Source organism: Merdimonas faecis, from assembly GCF_001754075.1.
Classification (GTDB): domain Bacteria; phylum Bacillota; class Clostridia; order Lachnospirales; family Lachnospiraceae; genus Merdimonas; species Merdimonas faecis.
Genome location: NZ_MIEH01000014.1, coordinates 23,642 through 40,145, shown reverse-complemented (window position 1 = coordinate 40,145; position 16,504 = coordinate 23,642). Strand labels below are relative to the sequence as shown.

18 protein-coding genes and 1 riboswitch are annotated in these 16,504 nt (G+C 48.6%); of the genes, 5 read left to right on the top strand and 13 right to left on the bottom strand.

Translation table 11 applies throughout. The features are described 5' to 3' along the window. The first annotated feature begins 6 nt into the window (after positions 1 to 6). Positions 7 to 465 carry a GNAT family N-acetyltransferase gene (locus tag BKD12_RS06015; protein WP_070088416.1) on the top strand — a complete coding sequence of 153 codons (459 nt, stop codon included), beginning with the start codon at positions 7 to 9 and terminating at the stop codon, positions 463 to 465. A gap of 7 nt (positions 466 to 472) precedes the next feature. Here the strand turns inward: BKD12_RS06015 and BKD12_RS06010 are convergent, their stop codons facing one another. From BKD12_RS06010 to BKD12_RS16715, 9 genes are all read right to left on the bottom strand, one after another. After that, positions 473 to 1,129, bottom strand: coding sequence for a YczE/YyaS/YitT family protein (locus tag BKD12_RS06010; protein WP_070088415.1), 657 nt, complete (start codon positions 1,127 to 1,129; stop codon positions 473 to 475). A 117-nt stretch (positions 1,130 to 1,246) separates the two neighbouring features. Beyond that, entirely contained in the window at positions 1,247 to 2,368 is a 1,122-nt protein-coding gene (locus BKD12_RS06005) for a uroporphyrinogen decarboxylase family protein (RefSeq protein ID WP_070088414.1), read from the bottom strand. Between the two features lie 35 nt (positions 2,369 to 2,403). Beyond that, complete coding sequence (locus BKD12_RS06000; protein WP_070088413.1) at positions 2,404 to 3,996, bottom strand: ASKHA domain-containing protein; 1,593 nt, start codon at positions 3,994 to 3,996, stop codon at positions 2,404 to 2,406. Positions 3,997 to 4,000: 4 nt separating this feature from the next. Then, the gene (locus tag BKD12_RS05995; protein WP_070088412.1) at positions 4,001 to 5,017 is read right to left on the bottom strand and encodes a methylcobamide:CoM methyltransferase MtbA; all 1,017 of its coding nucleotides are present in this window, start codon (positions 5,015 to 5,017) and stop codon (positions 4,001 to 4,003) included. Positions 5,018 to 5,027: 10 nt separating this feature from the next. Then, positions 5,028 to 5,678: a cobalamin B12-binding domain-containing protein gene (locus tag BKD12_RS05990; RefSeq protein ID WP_070088411.1), complete on the bottom strand. Its 651-nt coding sequence runs from the start codon at positions 5,676 to 5,678 to the stop codon at positions 5,028 to 5,030. A gap of 15 nt (positions 5,679 to 5,693) precedes the next feature. Further along, complete coding sequence (locus tag BKD12_RS05985; RefSeq protein ID WP_070088410.1) at positions 5,694 to 6,563, bottom strand: uroporphyrinogen decarboxylase family protein; 870 nt, start codon at positions 6,561 to 6,563, stop codon at positions 5,694 to 5,696. 17 nt (positions 6,564 to 6,580) lie between these two features. Beyond that, the gene (locus BKD12_RS05980) at positions 6,581 to 7,612 is read right to left on the bottom strand and encodes a uroporphyrinogen decarboxylase family protein (protein WP_070088409.1); all 1,032 of its coding nucleotides are present in this window, start codon (positions 7,610 to 7,612) and stop codon (positions 6,581 to 6,583) included. A gap of 14 nt (positions 7,613 to 7,626) precedes the next feature. Continuing rightward, positions 7,627 to 8,277: a cobalamin B12-binding domain-containing protein gene (locus tag BKD12_RS05975; protein WP_070088408.1), complete on the bottom strand. Its 651-nt coding sequence runs from the start codon at positions 8,275 to 8,277 to the stop codon at positions 7,627 to 7,629. 42 nt (positions 8,278 to 8,319) lie between these two features. Continuing rightward, entirely contained in the window at positions 8,320 to 9,285 is a 966-nt protein-coding gene (locus BKD12_RS16715; RefSeq protein WP_070088532.1) for a CobW family GTP-binding protein, read from the bottom strand. Positions 9,286 to 9,358: 73 nt separating this feature from the next. Then, positions 9,359 to 9,536: riboswitch (cobalamin riboswitch) on the bottom strand. Positions 9,537 to 9,698: 162 nt separating this feature from the next. Here BKD12_RS16715 and BKD12_RS05965 point away from each other — a divergent pair. Beyond that, positions 9,699 to 10,004 (top strand): uroporphyrinogen decarboxylase family protein, encoded by a 306-nt coding sequence (locus BKD12_RS05965; RefSeq protein ID WP_070088407.1) that lies wholly within the window; start codon positions 9,699 to 9,701, stop codon positions 10,002 to 10,004. Between the two features lie 85 nt (positions 10,005 to 10,089). On the opposite strand, the gene xylB is transcribed toward BKD12_RS05965, so the two are convergent. Next, entirely contained in the window at positions 10,090 to 11,610 is a 1,521-nt protein-coding gene (gene xylB / locus BKD12_RS05960) for a xylulokinase (protein WP_070088406.1), read from the bottom strand. Between the two features lie 247 nt (positions 11,611 to 11,857). Between xylB and BKD12_RS05955 the strand changes: the two genes are divergently transcribed. The 3 genes from BKD12_RS05955 to BKD12_RS05945 all read left to right on the top strand — a co-directional run bounded on the left by BKD12_RS05955 (position 11,858) and on the right by BKD12_RS05945 (position 13,838). Further along, positions 11,858 to 12,610, top strand: coding sequence for a DeoR/GlpR family DNA-binding transcription regulator (locus tag BKD12_RS05955; RefSeq protein ID WP_070088405.1), 753 nt, complete (start codon positions 11,858 to 11,860; stop codon positions 12,608 to 12,610). Between the two features lie 27 nt (positions 12,611 to 12,637). Continuing rightward, a complete protein-coding gene (locus BKD12_RS05950) occupies positions 12,638 to 13,315 on the top strand; it encodes a fructose-6-phosphate aldolase (RefSeq protein ID WP_070088404.1) in 678 nt (225 codons plus the stop codon). Between the two features lie 109 nt (positions 13,316 to 13,424). Next, a complete protein-coding gene (locus tag BKD12_RS05945) occupies positions 13,425 to 13,838 on the top strand; it encodes a sugar transporter (protein WP_070088403.1) in 414 nt (137 codons plus the stop codon). Positions 13,839 to 13,953: 115 nt separating this feature from the next. On the opposite strand, the gene BKD12_RS05940 is transcribed toward BKD12_RS05945, so the two are convergent. The 3 genes from BKD12_RS05940 to BKD12_RS05930 all read right to left on the bottom strand — a co-directional run bounded on the left by BKD12_RS05940 (position 13,954) and on the right by BKD12_RS05930 (position 16,435). Beyond that, a complete protein-coding gene (locus BKD12_RS05940; RefSeq protein WP_070088402.1) occupies positions 13,954 to 14,781 on the bottom strand; it encodes an amino acid ABC transporter ATP-binding protein in 828 nt (275 codons plus the stop codon). Further along, the gene (locus BKD12_RS05935) at positions 14,765 to 15,475 is read right to left on the bottom strand and encodes an amino acid ABC transporter permease (RefSeq protein ID WP_070088401.1); all 711 of its coding nucleotides are present in this window, start codon (positions 15,473 to 15,475) and stop codon (positions 14,765 to 14,767) included. The genes BKD12_RS05940 and BKD12_RS05935 overlap by 17 nt, the downstream gene beginning before the upstream one ends. A 75-nt stretch (positions 15,476 to 15,550) precedes the next feature. After that, positions 15,551 to 16,435: a transporter substrate-binding domain-containing protein gene (locus BKD12_RS05930; RefSeq protein ID WP_070088400.1), complete on the bottom strand. Its 885-nt coding sequence runs from the start codon at positions 16,433 to 16,435 to the stop codon at positions 15,551 to 15,553. Positions 16,436 to 16,504 lie beyond the last annotated feature (69 nt).

Sequence of the window (16,504 nt, the reverse complement as noted above, 5' to 3'; positions counted from 1 at the left end):
TCCATCATGATCTTCAGAAAGTATCAGCAGGAAGACCTGCCACAGATCCTCCGGCTCTTTCATGACACCGTTCACTCCATATGTTCCGGCGATTACACTGCAGCTCAGCTTGATGCCTGGGCACCTGATAGCTTTGATACCGATGTTCAGAAGCGATGGCATTGTACATTGACGGAACATTTCACAGTCATTGCGGAAGAAGGCTTGGTTATCACAGGCTTTGGAGACATCGATGACACCGGATACCTTGACCGCCTTTATGTCCATAAGGATTATCAGCGCCAGGGAATCGCTTCTGGTATCTGTGACCGCCTGGAAGCACATGCGTCTCCGAACATCATCACAACTCATGCCTCTATCACAGCAAAACCTTTTTTCCAGAAAAGAGGGTATCATGTGGCAGCCAGGCAGACTGTGAAACGCCACGGCATTCTTCTGACAAATTTTATTATGAAAAAGGAGTAGGTATTCCCTACTCCTTTTCCAGATCCCACCGTTCCAACACTTTACCGATCCGTTTTGCGATCAGCCCTACAAAAATCGCCGCCGCAACGGTTCCCTCTCTCACGCCCTGAAACTGTCCGGTAAATACGACAGACAGCAGGCAGGCCACAACGACCAATGTCACATCAAACCCGACTTTCATGTAGCCAAATTTGACAGGCAGCACCTTACATATGGCAAGCACTACCCCTTCTCCGGCAAGCACCACTACACCGGCCTTTACTTCCAGACTGACGCCGACCGCCACCAAAAAGATCCCGATGATGCAGATGATCCACTGCTGCCAGTAGGTATCATAACTGATCCCCTGGACAGCCCAGACTCCGAAATCCGTCAGATAGCCGAAGAAAAATGCAACCGGAAGCTGCATTAACTGGATCGGATGATAGTCTCTCCTCAGAATCAGGATCTGCATGACAATGAATACACAATGCATAATAATCGTTGCTGTTCCAACAGTCAGCGGCGCAAACAGGCTGACCACGTAGGGCACACTGGATATTGGCGAAGTCCCAAGTGATGCCTTGATGGAAAACGCTACTCCAAACGCCATGATAGAAAGCCCTAAAAGAAGAAGCAGATAACGCTTCAAAATATAAACTGATAATCGATTCAACTGTCTCATCCCTTTCTCGTCTCCCTGGCATTATAGCACTTCCATATCTGATGTCAAAAACCCGGCTCCTCTTTTCATGTATTAAAAAAGCCAGGCTTCTAAAACCTGACTTTTTCCATCGTTATTTTATGATTCATCCTCAAGCCCTCTTGGCATCTTCCCGAGTCTTGCGCCTCTTCCATACTTTCTGGCTGCGTAGATAAATGCCTCCACGTTTGCCTTCGGCGTTCCGATGGGGAGTTGACATCCTGTGTTCAGAATATACCCGGCAGGATTGTCCGCACATTTTTCCAGACATTCCCTGCAGGAAGCGATCACCTCATCGATGGTCCCCTCCTTCATCACATCTACCGGCGGCACATTCCCTGCGATCCGCATCCTGTCCCCCACCGCCTTTTTCGCTTCGGCCAGATCCTCACAGTTATCGATACTGAAAGAGAACAGCCCCGCATCTGCAAGGTCCTTCCAGATCGGATTGGTCTTGCCGCAGATATGGGCTCCCGGTCTCGATCCCATGATCTTCTCCGTTCCATCAATCAGCTTTTTGATATAGGGCAGGGAAAACTCATCGAACTGAGCCTTGCTGATCACATCCATACAGGTCACCGGATCCGAAAAATTCGTAGGAACCGGGCCAAACTCATGGGCAAATGCCTCAAACCATTTCAAAGAGCACTCTACTGTCAGATCCAGAAGCTTATGCAGCATTTCCGGATTTTTTCTGGTATCCTTCAGTACCTTTTCCACCGGCCGTACTGCGATCGCTGTAGATATGGGTCCTGCCACACTGGTCGTCATACTTACATCCGGGAAACGATCTTTCAGCCTCTTAGCACTTTCCAGAATCGGACGAAGCACTGGATTCGTATAAGGATCCGTCACCTCCAGCTTATCAAAATCTGCATAATCCCGAAGGATATGCTCCTCCACATAGTCAATCCCGTGTTCCGGTACGGCAAGCTTTGACCCCAGCGCTCCGCCGATGGTCTTAAGCCCTAGCCCTACATTGAAGCTATCCAGTCCAAACTCTTCCTTTCGACGACGGATCACCTCACTTTTTACCTCGAAATCTTTCGCAAACTGCGAGGTAGTGAACCCAAAGATATCCGCCATAGCCGGATCCGGCGCCTGCAGAGTATAGGGGATATGATCTACCTCTTCCCCTGCATTATAAGCCTTCATCCTCTCCTCTGCGGTCATCTCCACCTTCTGCTCTCTCATCAGTCGTTTTAATTCTTCATACTCCATATGCTTTCTCCCTCATCATCCAAGCATCCTGTCTTTTATAGAAAAATCATGCTGTCCGCAAAGATCCGTTCATAATTTTCCGTCTCGGCAAGCTCTATATATTCCATTTCAGATGCCAGTTCTTCGATTTCCTGTTTTGCCCTTTCGGACATCAGCGCCATGTAGGCCCCCGTCTTAGAAGAATTCCCCACATAGATCAGCTTGTCCTTTACTTCCTCCGGCAGAATCCCGGTCCCCACCAGCGATTCTGCCGGCAGATGTGCGCCAAACTGACCGGCGATCATTACCTTGTCCAGATCCCCCATTGTGATTGCCGCTTTTTCAAGAAGTGCAGTAAATCCGGATAGTATGGCGCCCTTTGCCAGCTGTACCTGACGGACATCTCCTTGTGTCACCAGGATTTCCGGCTTTTCATGTAACACAAATTCACGCTTTGTTCCATTGACCCGAATCATTGGGAAGCGATAGTCATCGTCTTCTAGTTTCTCTTTCTTGATAAACGCCCCGGTCTTCTTTACAATGCCGGTTCGGAGCAGTTCCTTTACCACTGCCAGGATGCCGCTTCCACAGATTCCTACAGGTTCCTGACCGCCAATGACTTTGATCTCATTTCCTTCCGGTGTAATCTTTACATCCTCGATGGCTCCTTCAGCCGCCCGCATTCCAGAGCTGATATTCATGCCCTCCAATGCCGGTCCCGCCGCACAGGAACAGCAAAGGATCCTGCCCTGGCTTGCCAGTACGATCTCGCCATTCGTTCCAATATCAATAAACAGCACGCGCCCCTTCTCTTTCTGGAGCGCACAGACATAAGCGCCTGCTACGATGTCTGCTCCAATATAGCCCGATACCTGGGGCAGACAGTACAAAAGAGTATCTTTGCCTGCCTCAATCCCGATCCCGGATGCGGGAAGTCTCTTTGCCTCTGTAAATTCCGGACGGTAAGGGGCTCTTCCGATGCTTCTGGCATCCACCCCCAGCAGCATATGCATCATTGTACAGTTGGCCGCCACGTCGATCTCCCGGATCTCCTCTTTTGGGATTTCCGCCTCGTCACATACCTCTGTGATCATGCCATTGATGGAGTGTACGATTGCATCCTGCAGTTCCCTGATTCCGGTCTGGGGATGCTCATACTCGTAGGTAATCCTGGTCAGCACATCCAGCCCATAATGCTTCTGGGCATTGATCATAGACGCACTTGCAAGCTCCTCCCCTGAGACCAGATCGATCAGTGCCGTCACCACGGTAGTGGTCCCGATGTCTATAACAATACCATAGCCTCCGCCAAAAGTATCCTTTTCAAATTCCGGCAGATATCCCCTGGTCAGGACTTCGTGTTTTCGCTCCTTTTTCAACAGCTCTACTTCCACATCACCATAGACTTCTGTCATGCAGGCCAGACGGATTCCCTCCCGGATTTCCTGCTCTTTCAGCAGATTTTTTTCTGTGTCCGACATTTCACAGGTCTTTCCCGACAGGATCCTGACTTTGCATTTTCCACAGATTCCTTTCCCACTGCAGGGATTATCCACAAAGGCCCCTCCCCGAAGGAGCTGATCCAGAAGATTTGCCCCATCCTCACATAGTACAGGGCCGTTCAATTGTTTTACTGTGATCCTGGCCATTTTCTTATGCCTCCCCTTTGACACAGGCAAGAATTGCCTGGATATTGGGAAGAGGCGACTTCATTCCCAGGCCGCAGGCCGGCGCAATAATATCCGACCCGTTTCTCATGCAGCTCTTTGTCAAAATTTTTACTCTTGCCGGATCGCCAAATTCTAACGCATAGGTACTGACATTTCCCATCAGCACCCGGTCCGGCAGGTGCTTTCTTGCCTCCTTCATCGGCACGATGGAATCAAAGCTGAGCGCACTGCTTCTGACCTCGTTAATCTCGTTATATACCGGACTCATCTGTCCGCAGATATGTACGATCGTACCCAGCTTCTCTCCCTGGAGTGCATCCAGCAGACGATTGATATAGGCCACCGCAAATTCTTCAAAATACTTAGGCCCCAGGATCTCCCCGGTACCGCTTGGGTCAGAAATTGCGATCACATCTGCCCCCGCCTCGATCTGAGCCCGTCCAAATGCGATCAGCTGATCTGTGATAAACTCCATATATTCATGAGCCTCTTTGTTGCGTTTACGAAGCTCTTTATAAAAGATCACTGGCTCCATCACAGAACTTGCTGTACTGACAGGGCCCGTCAGGTTTCCCACGATCGGAATATCCTTGGTCTCCGCTTTCAGGATACGAATGGCATCCGTCACCACTTTAGCCCGTCCTTTTGTCACATCCACCGGGGTCAGCTTCCGGTAATCTGTCACCGAATCAATGACGTATCCTGTCACATGAGGCTCGTAGATATTAGTCCCAAGATCTACGCTGGCGCCCATCTCTTCTGCTTCTACTGTCATGCAGAACGGCACGCCATAATTTTCGAAACATCCTTTTTCATACACAGTCTTCGCCAGATCCGCCATTTTCCTTGCATCCCTATGAGCATCGGGGAGATAAATATTCACGGCATCCATCAGGTCCGATGTCACCATGTTCATCATTCCTCCAGGACAGATACAGGCCGGACGGTCTGCTTTCTGCCCGTCAAATATTAGTTTCAGTCTTTCTTTTGGTGTCAACATCTTCTCTCTCCTATGCAATATTTAACAATCTCTTTGCCAGCTTAACAGCCTCCACTGCATTCTGGGAATAGCCATCCGCACCGATCTTGTCCGCATACTTCTGGGAAATCGGACCTCCCCCGATCATGACCTTCACCTGATTGCGGATCCCGGCCTCTTCCAGCAGATGAATCACCGTCTCCATGCCGCCCATGGTAGTAGTCATCAGCGTAGACAGGCACACCAGACTCGCATGCTCTTCTTTTGCTGTATCTACAAATTTCTGAAGCTCCACATCCCTGCCCAGATCAATCATCTCAAAGCCGGCCGTCTCCATCATGATCTTTACCAGGTTCTTACCGATATCATGAGTATCACCTTCTACAACACCGATCACAGCCTTTACCTTTTCTTCTCCTGAGTTATCCGGCAGATACGGCCGCAGAATATCAAGCCCTATATACATGGCGTCTGAGCAGAGCAGAACGTCCGTGACAAAATATTCCTCCTGCTCATACAGTTCACTGGCCCGGTTCATCCCGTCTACCAGACCTTCCATAATTCCGTCAAAGGCCGGATACCCGGCCTCCAGATATTCCTGTGCAGCCTCTGCCACATCATCCTCTTCCATCTCCAGCACACCGTCTGACAATCGCTTTAGCAACTCTTCCTTTGAGCTCATTTCTTCTTTCCTCCTTTATATCAGCTGCAGTTCTTTAAAAATTCCACTTTCCAGCTGGTAACCCACATTTTTGATACACATCTGGCCGGCAAACTTTGCCTTCCCTACCATCTGGATACATGCTTCTCCATAATGGGTTCCTGAATCAATCAGATAATCTTTAAATTTTGCGTGCCCGGTCCCAAGAAGTGCAAAAGAAGTCTTGGGGCAGAGCAGGATCATCGTTTTATCATCTGCCAAGGCTTCTGCCTTTTTTAAGAATTCAAAGGTAAAATCTTCCACCACCTGCTCCGCCATTTTTGGTCCCAGGATATTCACTCCGCCGGAAGAATCCGCATAGCTGATCAGATCCACATCATATTTCTTTGCTTCTTCCATAAATCTTAAAATCTCATCACCCAGCTTCCAGAAAACCTTTTTCATGACCTCCGGCTGCTTCCTCATTCCTTTGAACACATAGCGGGCATCAATCAATACATTCAGGATCGTAAATGGTCCGGATACCTGGAGTACCACATGCTGTCCCTGCTTTCTTAACTCCTTACAGGCCAGAAGCACCTCATGGATCCGTCCTGTCGTAAAATCAATAGCCGGCAGTTCCAGAAGCTCTTCCGGTTTTGTACAGATATATTCCTTTGCCCGGGGCCCGGTCTTATCATTCCCATAATTGACCAGACCTCCCATGGCCTCTGCCTCCACCGTATGGCAGAAGGGCAGTTCGCAGAACGCCGCCCCGTCATGCTCCTTCAAAGCCTTTGACAGCTCTGCCATCGTCTCATGGTGCAGATAGGCGTCCGGAAAGGTCAGATTCAGCTTCGCCGTCACTTCGCCATTGATCCCGGCTGAATTGTCATAGGTACAGTTAAAATCTTTGATCTCGCCCAACGTATCTTCCCCCCTTTTTACTTCTTTCCAAACAGAACCTTTTCTGCATCTTTGGCCGCGCGGACCGCCTCTATCACATTCTCATCGGGCGTCATCGGTGACACATCACAGTCTCCGCTCAGGATAAACCGCCCGTCTCTCGCCCCGTCCATACACTCCTGATATGCATACTTGTAAACTTCTTCCGGCGTTCCCTCCATCAACACCGAGACACAGGGAATATTTCCCATCAGAGAAACCTGATCCCCATACTCATCCTTTACCTTCTTTGTCTGGGTGTCAGAAATATGCCATGCGTCCCCCGATTCCTTCAGCACCAGATCAAACCGGTCGTCATATGGACCGCAGGTGTGGATTACAATGTTTGCTCCGTAGTCTTTGATCCGTTTGTTGGCACGGATGTTGCTCTCGGAAATACATTTTTCATAAGTCTTTCTGGAAATGCAGTAACCTCCGAAGTTCGGCATCGGAAACCAGAGGAAATCCACACCGGCATCCCACAATATTTTCGAGGACTCCACTACAGCATCTTCTACATGATCCGAAAGTGCCCGGAACAGCTCCGGGTTCTTAACCATCGCCTTAAAAGCAGGTTTTGCTCCCATCAGGGTAAATGCCACGGCCGCCGGCACATGCAGGATTACATAGATCGGTTCATCCGGTTCTTCTTTCCGCATCAGCTCAATGGTTTTCAGCAGGTTTTTCAGCATCGGACATTTTTTCGGATCATAGGGACGCAGCTTCTCAATATCCTCCCTCGAGTGTACCACATCATCTCCATCTCCTACAATCTTTCCTTCACTGTTCGGGAGATGACCGCCCATCATTGCCGAGATGCCGCCATAGGCTCCGGCGCACATCCCGTCATATCCCAGTTTTCTCCGGGTTCCGACCATACATTCTGTCATCTTCTCCGGGCTCGCCATCACCTCCGGCATCGTATATCCATAGCGCGTTACCGGAAGAGAAAATGCATTCATGATCACCGGAATTCTGTCCGCACCCTTCCCCTCCAGGATTGCTTTTACTGCTTCTCTTTTTCCCATCATGTCTTTCGTCCTCCTTATGCTGCTCCTACCAGTTTCTTTGCAAATTCTACTGCTTCGATGGCATTTCTGGTGTATCCGTCCGCTCCGATCTTCTCTGCAAACGCAGGGGATACCGGTGCGCCGCCCACCATGATCTTGACTTTATCGCGAAGATCTGCTTTCTTTAATTTTTCTATCACCTTCCCCATTCCCGGCATAGTTGTGGTCATCAGGGAAGACATGCAAAGAATGTCCACATCATTGTCCCGTACATAATCCACAAAAGTGTCCAGCGCCACATCTCTTCCAAGATCGTACACATCAAATCCTCCTGTCTCCAGCATGATCCGCACCAGGTTCTTGCCGATATCATGGGTATCTCCTTCCACCACACCGATTGCCACCTTCCCGATACTCTGCTTCTCTGTATCCGGAAGATATTTCTGGAACTCCTCGATTCCGGCATACATGGCGTCTGAGCAAACGATCAGTTCCGGTACAAAATACTCCCCTTCTTCATATAGAACGCTGGCACGTTTCATTCCGTCTACCAGACCTTCCAGCATGTCCTCCTGAGGATCATAACCGGCAACGATATATTCCTTCACCACATCTACAACTTCATCATCCTCCATGTCACACACGCAGTCTGACAGTCTGCTTAATAATTCTTCCTTGCTCTGCATCTTGCCTTCCTCCCTTTTTGATGTTCATATTTTATATTTTTCTTATATCCTGGACCTTTTCGGCAGCCTGACCGGGCTCTTTTTCTGAAATAGTTCTTCCAGAGCCGGACGATTCAAAGCGGAACCGATGACGACCACCCTGCTCTCCTTCTGGTCTTTGCAGGATCGGAAACATGCATGAGACAATGTCACATCTATCTGAAGCTTATCGCCCGATGGAGTTTCCAGTATGCCTTTTGCCCTCAGGATCCGTCCATACTTTCGGTCCTGCAGTTTTTCCAATAATGTCTCTGCCTCCAGTTTCGTCATCCGGGGAATATTTTGAAAGCTGATGCTGGAAAAGGTAAGCTCTGCCGCCCCGGAAATATTTATTCCCGGAGCTTCCGTCCCAGGCGGCTCCGTCCCTGTATCTGTCTTTTCCGCCATCTTTAAAATCCCTACAAGTTCTTCTCCTTCCAGCTTTCGGAAATCTCCTTCACAGATCACCGCATCCGGATTTCTTTTTCTGATATCCTTCAGGATCCCTGTCTTCTGCTCTTCTGACAATTCTTCCATCTGACTGCAGAAAATAATCTGCGCCTGCCGGATCTGATCCAGATAGAATGCGCCAAATCCATCTGCATATTCTTCATAAGAGCTCCCATCCACCACGGTGATGCGCCGGGCGACCTTAAGTTCTACTCCGTCTCTGTCTCTGACTTTCTCACATACCTTGACAATATCGGAAAGCTTCCCCACCCCGGAAGGTTCGATCACGATCCGGTCCGGCTGATACTGCCTGACGATTTCCCGGATCCCGTTCCGGAAATCTACGGCCAGACTGCAGCAGATGCATCCTGCATAAAGCTCTTTCACTGGAATATCGGACTGGATCAGATCTCCATCCAGCCCGATTTCCCCATATTCGTTTTCAATGACCACTGTCTTCCCGGTAAGCAGCGGCAGATACTGCTTCAGAAAGGTTGTCTTTCCGGCTCCGAGAAAACCGGATACGATCTCAATGTCCATGCCGTCTCCTTTGTCTGCATAAAAAAAGGTGCGAAAAGGCACAACGTAACCGCTGTCCTTTCCCCACCGAAAAAAATCATACTCATATATAGCAGGTCTCCTGACTCGATTTCATCCAGCGCTTCCGCCTTCCCCTTCTCCCGGGTGGCATATCCAGAAGGCTGTCCATCACACAGTAGAGCGGGCTGTTCCGGATTCTCACCGGATTCCCTTTTCAATGCCTTGGCATCACTATATACGTTACATGACAATCATATCACAAAGGAGTTTTGATAGCCCAATTGATAATTCAAATGTTTTTATCATTTTTTTCTATGATTTAAAAAAACTGTTTCATTGATTCTCTCATTTTTGTGCGATATAGTAAACATAGATTCAAATTTCTGTTTTAAGTACAAAGGGGGTCTTATTTTATGCACAAAGATGACCAGATGACGCCAAAAGAAAGAGCCTTTGCTCTTTTTGCCAAAGAAACGGTCGGTGATAAGATGTCGATCATGGGAAATGTTTCCCCGATCGAAATCCTGGAAGGCACGCCAGACAGTATTCAGGCAGCGGTTATAGACTGCTTCCGGAAATGCTGGGACAACCCCTGCGGCTTCACGATCGCCCCAGGCTGTGACATCCCGGTACAGGCTCCTCTTGAAAACATAGATGCATATATGAAGGCTGCACGGATGTGTGCCAAATATCCGGTTCAGCCATCAAACTGGGAATAGAATTTCTTAATCAGGCGGCATTTTTCGCCGCCTGATTACTTTTCATTATTCCTCCATTTCTTCTTTCGGAACAAATTTAAACAGCTTAGACTGTCTTGGCATCCTCCCGATAATACTCCAACAGACACTGATACCCAAGCTCGAACAGTTTTTTCTGCCTGTCATATATCTCCCGATACTCTTCTCTCGGGCAGAATATCTTATCTGTTTTTACAAACTGACGCACAACAGAAAAATCCTGGAATGCTCCTACGCCCACGCCCGCAATCACCGCTGCGGCGATGGACGTGGCCGTTTCCACATGATCCAGGCGGTGCAGCTTCACTCCCAGCACATCGGCCAGGATCTGCGCCAGCACGTCTCCCTTTGCTCCGCCGCCGGTCAGGATCAGCTCCTTCCCGTCTATATGCTCCCGCTGTGCCTTTAAGATCACATCCAGGTTCATGGCAATGCCCTCCAGCACCGCACGCACATAATCACATTTCTGGTGCTCCATCCGGATTCCCAGAAAACTGCCGGAGGTATCCGGATTCCATCTGGGGCTTCTCTCTCCCAAAAGATAAGGCAGAAAAATCAGCCCTTTTGCCCCCGGAGGGGACTGGCACACCAACTGATTCAGAAGCTCATAGACAGATTCTCCTGTTTCTTCTGCATGTCTTTCCTCTTCCTGGCACAGAGCCTCTCTGATATAGGAATAAGAACTTCCGGCTGCCTGCATCGTCCCACAGGGCATATATTTCCCCGGAACCACATGTCCGAACCCGATCAGGGTCTTTTCCCTGTCCAGCTCAACTCTGCCGGAGGTTCCTGCGATCCAGGCTGAGGTTCCAAAGGACAGGAACAGCTGGCCGTCCTCGACACATCCTGCTCCCAGCGCAGAACAAGGTCCGTCTCCTCCTCCGCAGACTACCTTTGTCTTCGTGGTAAGTCCCAGCTCCACCGCTGCTTCTGCAGTCATCTCTCCGATCACATCTGTGGATGCATGAAGCTCCGGAAGTTTGCCCGGATCAATTCCGGCTGCCTCCAGGATCTCCTCCGACCATTTCAGATGCCGCAGGTCAAATACATCTGTTCCGGAGGCTTCCGAATAATCTGTCACAAACGCTCCGGTGAGACGACAGATAATATAATCCTTTGCCAGCAGCATCTTATAGGTCTTCCCATAGATCTCCGGTTCATGTTCCTTAATCCACATCAGTTTTTCAATACTGTAACTGGGGCTGACCCGGTGCCCGTTGATCTCATACATCCGGTCAAAACCGATCTTTTCCTCCAGGGATTCCGCCTGCTTCTCCGCCCGGTGATCCGCCCAGATCATGGCCGGACGCAGCGCCTTCCCCTCCCGGTCGACCACAATACACGCCTGCATCTGCGAGGAAAAGGACACCGCCAGCACCTCCGAAGGATCGATCCCCTTTACACTCTCTCTGGTAGCCTGGCACACAGCCTGCCACCACTCTTCCGGGTCCTGTTCGGCATAATTTTTATGAAAAAAATGAACGTCATATGGAACTGTATGGCTTTTGATCAGTTCTCCTTCTGTCGAAAACAGAGACGCCTTATTGCTGGATGTCCCCAGATCATGTGATATCAGATATTTTGCCATGTGACACTTTCCTCCTTATGATAATGAAATCTTCTGCTTTCCTGTTTTCTTTCCACCATCTTATCATACGCCGTCCACCTTGTAAACTTCGAAGTGTATTTTACTTTCGTACGAAACTATATCTATTGACTTACATTATTTTTTTTGCTAATATACACTCAGATTACATATCTCTTCCTTAGCATGAGACTGCACGTCAGATCAGACTGTCAAACCTGCTGCCGAAGAGATCAAGGAGGCGTTGACTATGAAAACGCGACACAGTAAAATCCTGGAATACATCACTGAACACGGGAAAACAGAAGTCTCCGTACTGTCAGACAAGCTTCAGGCTTCCACAGTCACCATCCGCAAAGACCTGGACTATCTGGAAGAACGCGGCATGCTAAAACGCGAGCGGGGCTTCGCCGTCCCCAACGATCCGGGAGACATTTTCTACCGTATGGCCTTCCACGCCGATAAAAAACAGCGTATCGCCAGAACTGCCGCTGCTTACATCGAGAATGGCGAAACTGTCATGATCGAATCCGGCTCCACCTGTACGTTACTGGCCGAGGAACTTGCCCGCACCAAGAAGAGTGTGACCATCGTCACCAACTCTGTCTGCCTGGCGGAATATGTCCGTTCCTACTCAAATATCCAGCTCATTCTCCTGGGCGGAATCCTGCAGACACCCAGCCAGTCTCTGGTAGGGCCATTGACCCGGCAGGCCGCGGAAGCTTTTCATGTAGACAAGATCTTCACAGGGATTGACGGTTACTCCCGTTCTTTTGGATTCACCGGAGACGATCTCACCCGGGCCGATACTCTGCATGCTATGATTGCTTCTGCCAGACATGTCTATGTGTTGACAGATTCTGAAAAATTCCGGCACCCGGGAGCCGTCTCCTTCCTTCAGCTTGACCAGGTTTATGAAATCATCACAGATGAAGGCATCCCCCCGGAAGAAAAATCCTTTCTGGAAAGCCAGAATATCCGTATCACAATTGCAGACAACTAATTCATATATTTTCAAGGAGGTTTCATCATGAAATATTTATTAGACACAGCCAATCTTGCAGACATCCGCCGGTTTTATGATATCTTTCCCATCGCCGGCGTCACATCCAACCCTTCTATCGTAAAACGGGAAGGAAACGTAGATTTCTTCGCACATATGAAAGAGATCCGCTCCATCATCGGACCAGAAAAGGCATTGCACATCCAGGTAACCGCACTGGATACAGAAGGGATGTTAAAGGATGCGGATACCATTCTGGAAAAGGTAGATCCTGATGTTTATGTCAAAGTTCCTGTCACTATGGAGGGGATCAAAGCAATCAGGCTGATGAAGCAGAATGGCATCCGTGTAACCGGAACCGTTGTCTACAGCAAACAGCAGGGATTCCTGGCCATGGAAGCCGGGGCAGACTTTATCGCTCCTTACTTCAACCGTATGGAAAATCTAGGGATCGATCCCGATGACGTGATCGCCTCCCTGGCAGAAATGATCGCCCTTTACGATTATCCGACTCAGATTCTGGCCGCCAGCTTTAAAAATGCAGGGCAGGTAGACCGGGCATTCCTGGCCGGCGCCCAGACTGCCACCATGGATCCTTCCATTCTGGAGGGTATGCTGGCCCAGCCCCATATTACCGGAGCCGTAGATGCTTTTGACGCAGACTGGAAGTCTATTCACGGGAATACTCTGATCTGCGACCTATAGGTTATAGACATTATCTATGTCTTTGCCCCGGACATTAAAAAAAGTGATTTGATATCTCCCGACTCCAGGTCTATACTATGAAATAGATATGAATAAGGAGGTAAGAGTCATGTCAATTACTGCAGAAACTGCAAAAGCACATGTAAATGATCCGGCCGTTTTATGCTGCAGAGCTGAAGCTGGTATTACGATCGAAGCTGCCAATCTGGAGGATCCGGCAATCTTCGATGAGCTGGTAGACTCAGGTCTGCTCACTTTAGACGGCTGTCTGACAATCGGACAGGTACTGGGTGCAAAATTAACAAAAACGAGCGATTCCTTATCCCCGTTAACCCCAGACAACGTAGAAGGATACAAAGAATCCGTACCTGCGGAAGAAGAACCGGGAGAAGACACTGATTCTGCTGCAACCTCTCAGCCTGCAGAAATAAATGTTGCCGGTGCAGTTACAAAAATCCAGCATGGAAAAGTTGTAATTTCTATTAAAGAAGGGAAAGACATTTATCTGGAACTTCCGATATAAACAGAACAATTACCTTTTTATGACATATTTTCCCTTATGTTAATGCGCAAAACAAAAAGGACAGAACCCATTCCCCATGGATTCTGTCTTTTTGTTTTCCGTAATTTTCAAATGACTATAAGATTTTGGATAAAAATTCCTGAAGTCTTGGATCCTTCGGATGCTCAAAAAATTCTTCCGGCGGAGCCTCTTCTTTGATCATTCCTTCATCCATAAAGATCACTCTGGAAGCCACCTCTCTTGCAAATCCCATCTCATGAGTAACTACTACCATGGTCATGCCGTCTCTTGCCAGCTCCTTCATCAGATCCAGAACCTCCCCTACCATCTCGGGGTCCAGGGCAGATGTCGGCTCATCAAAAAGTATCACATCCGGGTCCATTGCCAGTGACCGTATGATCGCCACTCTCTGTTTCTGTCCGCCGGAAAGTGTGGACGGATATGCATCCGCTTTATCATCCAGTCCTATCCGCTTCAGAAGCTCCATTGCCCGTTCACGGGTCTCCTTTATGATCTGCTCCTTTGTCTTCTCAATGGGGATCAGTTCCTTTTTTTGCGCTCCCCGGAAAAGATTTCCAAACTGAGTCTTCCGGTTTTCCCGTTTCGCCTTCTTTATATCCTTACACTTCAGATATGCCGGAGCCATCATCACATTCTGCAGCACCGTCTTATTCTGAAATAGATTAAAATGCTGGAACACCATTCCCATATGGCGTCTGTGTACGTTAATGTCTACTCTCATGTCAGCAATATCCACGCCATTAAAGATAATACTTCCAGAGGTCGGATCCTCCATACAGTTCAGGCATCTGAGAAATGTACTCTTTCCGGAGCCGGAAGGCCCGAGCACCGCCACGATATCTCCTTTATTGATCGTGATATCAATTCCCTTAAGCACCTGTATCTCGCCAAAGTCCTTTTTCAGATTAATTACGTCTATCACTCTTCTTCAGGCTCCTTTCCATGATTTTTATCAGCAGCGTGATCACCAGTACCAGCAGGATGTAGATCAACGCCATCACCAGGTACGGAACCATAAACTCGTAGCTGTTACTTCCAATATAGTTAAACGCTACATACAGATCCGCCGCTCCCACGAAACTGACCACCGATGTTTCCTTAATCAGTGAAATGAACTCATTTCCCAGCGTCGGCAGGATGTTTTTAACCGCCTGTGGAATCACGATCTTTATCATGCTGGTTCCAAAGCTTAATCCCACAGCTCTTCCTGCTTCCATCTGACCTGGATCTACCGACTGGATTCCACTCCGCATGATCTCCGATATGTAAGCGCCACTGTTTAGTCCGAACACCAGCATAGCTACCTGGACACCGGTAATCTGCCAGCCAAGGATCGGAAGCAGTACATAGTAAAATACCAGCAGCTGCACTACCATCGGTGTTCCCCTGAACAAAGCCACATAAAAGCCACAGATTCCGTTTAAGATCCTGGGCAGCCGTTTATATTTCGGCAGCACCCGCACCGTTGCGATGATCGTGCCGATCAGGATACCAATGACAAGACCCGTCACCGCAATCAACAATGTATTCTGGAGTCCTTCCACGACTTTTACATAGCCATTCTGCTCCAGAAATATCTCCATAAACTTGTCTACTTTCTGACCAAAATTTCCCATAGTCTTCCCTTCTCAAAAAAAGGAAGGCGCCATCGAAAAAGACTGCCTTCCTCTTCCTTTCTTTCTGAACTCTTCCTACTGCATCTCATTGATGGCTTCTGTAATCGCTGCTGCCGGAGCCGCATCAATGATCACATACTGGATATTGCCATTCAAAAGATCCTGTACCGCCAGTGAACCGCTCTTATACGGAACACATTCTGCCGGAAGGCCATCGAATCCCCATTCCTCATCGCCTTCTACATAATACTGTCCGGTCGTTCCCTGCTGTACACCAATCTTATCAGAAGACTCCAGTTCACCGAGCTTAGCTGCTACAGCATCTGCATCCTCACAGTCATCAAAAGCACTGTCATCGCTGCGTACTACCAGACGCTGAGATGCCTGATAATATGGATCAGAGAAGGTTACGTACTCCTCTCTTTCCTCATTGATGGTAAGACCTGCCATGGCGATGTCACATTTCTGCTGTCCTACAGACAGACATACCGCATCAAAATCCATGTTCTGGATTACCAGCTCCTGTCCCAGCTCTTCTGCCAGGAGTGCCGCAATCTCCATATCAATTCCGTAATACTGGTCACCCTTCGTATACTCAAACGGTTCAAACGCTGCATTTGTAGCCACCACCAGCTGATCCTTAGAAGAATCCAGCTCAGCTGACTCTACTGCCTCAGGTTCTCCGCCTCCGAAGTATTTATCGCAGATTTCATCAAAGGTGCCGTCTTCCTGGATCTTGGCAATAAAACCATTTACCTGATCCAGAAGCTCCGGCTGGTTCTTATCCACACCAAATGCATATTCCTCACTTGTAAGGTCGATATCAATGACCTTTGCTGTTACACTTCCATCTCCGGACCCCTCAGAAGATCCTTCTGAACTGTCGCTGCTTCCGCCGCATCCTGCCAGTGTACCGCAGGCAAGGATCAGGGCAAGGCCCAAAGCTAATTTCTTTTTCATAACATTCCCTCCATTCGCTTTCTCTTTGCATAAACATACAAATCGTTCTCATAATTATAACATGTTTTT

Coding starts and splice junctions, on each gene's coding strand:
- BKD12_RS06015 (WP_070088416.1), top strand. CDS start 7: ATGATCTTCAGAAAGTATCAGCAGGAAGACCTGCCACAGATCCTCCGG.
- BKD12_RS06010 (WP_070088415.1), bottom strand. CDS start 1,129: ATGAGACAGTTGAATCGATTATCAGTTTATATTTTGAAGCGTTATCTG.
- BKD12_RS06005 (WP_070088414.1), bottom strand. CDS start 2,368: ATGGAGTATGAAGAATTAAAACGACTGATGAGAGAGCAGAAGGTGGAG.
- BKD12_RS06000 (WP_070088413.1), bottom strand. CDS start 3,996: ATGGCCAGGATCACAGTAAAACAATTGAACGGCCCTGTACTATGTGAG.
- BKD12_RS05995 (WP_070088412.1), bottom strand. CDS start 5,017: ATGTTGACACCAAAAGAAAGACTGAAACTAATATTTGACGGGCAGAAA.
- BKD12_RS05990 (WP_070088411.1), bottom strand. CDS start 5,678: ATGAGCTCAAAGGAAGAGTTGCTAAAGCGATTGTCAGACGGTGTGCTG.
- BKD12_RS05980 (WP_070088409.1), bottom strand. CDS start 7,612: ATGATGGGAAAAAGAGAAGCAGTAAAAGCAATCCTGGAGGGGAAGGGT.
- BKD12_RS05975 (WP_070088408.1), bottom strand. CDS start 8,277: ATGCAGAGCAAGGAAGAATTATTAAGCAGACTGTCAGACTGCGTGTGT.
- BKD12_RS16715 (WP_070088532.1), bottom strand. CDS start 9,285: ATGGACATTGAGATCGTATCCGGTTTTCTCGGAGCCGGAAAGACAACC.
- BKD12_RS05965 (WP_070088407.1), top strand. CDS start 9,699: ATGCACAAAGATGACCAGATGACGCCAAAAGAAAGAGCCTTTGCTCTT.
- xylB (WP_070088406.1), bottom strand. CDS start 11,610: ATGGCAAAATATCTGATATCACATGATCTGGGGACATCCAGCAATAAG.
- BKD12_RS05955 (WP_070088405.1), top strand. CDS start 11,858: ATGAAAACGCGACACAGTAAAATCCTGGAATACATCACTGAACACGGG.
- BKD12_RS05950 (WP_070088404.1), top strand. CDS start 12,638: ATGAAATATTTATTAGACACAGCCAATCTTGCAGACATCCGCCGGTTT.
- BKD12_RS05945 (WP_070088403.1), top strand. CDS start 13,425: ATGTCAATTACTGCAGAAACTGCAAAAGCACATGTAAATGATCCGGCC.
- BKD12_RS05935 (WP_070088401.1), bottom strand. CDS start 15,475: ATGGGAAATTTTGGTCAGAAAGTAGACAAGTTTATGGAGATATTTCTG.
- BKD12_RS05930 (WP_070088400.1), bottom strand. CDS start 16,435: ATGAAAAAGAAATTAGCTTTGGGCCTTGCCCTGATCCTTGCCTGCGGT.